Consider the following 1316-nt stretch of genomic DNA (forward strand, 5'->3'; position numbering starts at 1 on the left):
AAATGTCACGTCCTAAAATACGGCTACAGATTAATAATTTGTTTTAGGCGGCATTTTGGTGCACGTAATTAGGTGTTCCGTAATTTAAAGATAAATGCAATCTTTTAGAGTTGTATAACTTGATTGCGTTTTTGGCCGCTTTCTTAGCGTGTACCACACTGGTAAAGGTCTGGTCGAGATAGAACTCGTCTTTGAGTATTCCGTTGACCCTTTCTGCCAATGCGTTCTCGTAGCAATGATTTTCTTCTGTCATACTGATTCCGATCTTTTTCCTCTTTAATATTTGAGTGTAAACATTGCTGCAATATTGAATTCCCCTGTCCGAATGATGGATCAACCGTGTTGTGTTCTTGGCATTGTAAATGGCCTTGTTCAGCGCCCTTACGCATCCTTTCAGTTCAAGACTGTCACTAAGGTCGAAGCCCACTATTTTTCTGGAATACATGTCCGTTATGAGCGCCAAATAACAAAATCCTTTTACGGTCCTGATATAGGTGATATCGGAAGCCCAAACCTGATTTGGCCGACTTATTTTCAGGCCCTTTATGGTGTTCCCGTATTTATAGAACCTGTGATGGGAGTTGGTTGTTCTAGAGGAATATTTCTTTCTTCTTATGAGCAACCCGTTCTCCCTTAGGATACGGAACAGTTGGTCCCTACCGATTTTCAGGTATTGCCTTTGAAAGTCTTCATGTAGGGACTCCATTAGTTTTCTAGTTCCTTCCCTCGGTAGTGTTCTTCTACTTTTTCGAACGAGTCCGACAACGATCTGTTCCATCTCTTTTTTAGCGGTATGACGTTTATGGAATTTGTAATAGGCATCTCTTTTTAGGGAGAAGGCATCACAGATAGCCTCTATGTTGAAGCCTCTGTTTTTCCTATTTTTAGGTGCTGTTTTCATTAGGGCCTGATGTTTAAGTTTTTTTTTAATTCTTCAACATCTTTATATCCCAGGTTCTCAGCAGCCACTTCAAGATAAGAGTCGGTTACAAGCTTATCAAGATCCTTTTTGATAAGAAGGTCCTTAAGTTGTTTAAGCTCTTTCTGAAGGGCTTTGATACGGCTTAGTTCATCGTCTGTTTGCACGGTTACACGGGTGTTCATTAAATCCTTACGATCATACTTTTTGATCCATACGTTTATAGTACTGGATTGTATACCGTAAGTTAATGCAATTTGTCTTTTGGAATGGTTTCCTTTGGTAAGTTCTGCCAAGACTTTTAGTTTAAAGCTCTCGCTATAACGTCTTACATATCCATCATTTTTATACATATACTTGAAGTGTTTTGTATACATATTTCAGGACGGGTCAAAAT

Annotated in this window: 2 protein-coding genes; both read right to left on the reverse strand. The window is 39.1% G+C overall.

Annotated features, from left to right (window positions below):
- Window positions 1-43 precede the first annotated feature (43 nt).
- A complete protein-coding gene (locus F2B13_RS20315; RefSeq protein WP_149305005.1) occupies window positions 44-901 on the reverse strand; it encodes an IS3 family transposase in 858 nt (285 codons plus the stop codon).
- Window positions 901-1272: a transposase gene (locus F2B13_RS20320; protein ID WP_149305006.1), complete on the reverse strand. Its 372-nt coding sequence runs from the start codon at window positions 1270-1272 to the stop codon at window positions 901-903. Before F2B13_RS20320 ends, F2B13_RS20315 begins: the two co-directional genes overlap by 1 nt.
- Window positions 1273-1316 lie beyond the last annotated feature (44 nt).

The sequence above is a fragment of the Pareuzebyella sediminis genome (assembly GCF_008367235.1).
Taxonomy (GTDB): domain Bacteria; phylum Bacteroidota; class Bacteroidia; order Flavobacteriales; family Flavobacteriaceae; genus Pareuzebyella; species Pareuzebyella sediminis.

Excerpts from the sequence above, each read along its gene's own strand:
- F2B13_RS20315 (WP_149305005.1), bottom strand. The coding sequence starts at position 901 with ATGAAAACAGCACCTAAAAATAGGAAAAACAGAGGCTTCAACATAGAG.
- F2B13_RS20320 (WP_149305006.1), bottom strand. The coding sequence starts at position 1,272 with ATGTATAAAAATGATGGATATGTAAGACGTTATAGCGAGAGCTTTAAA.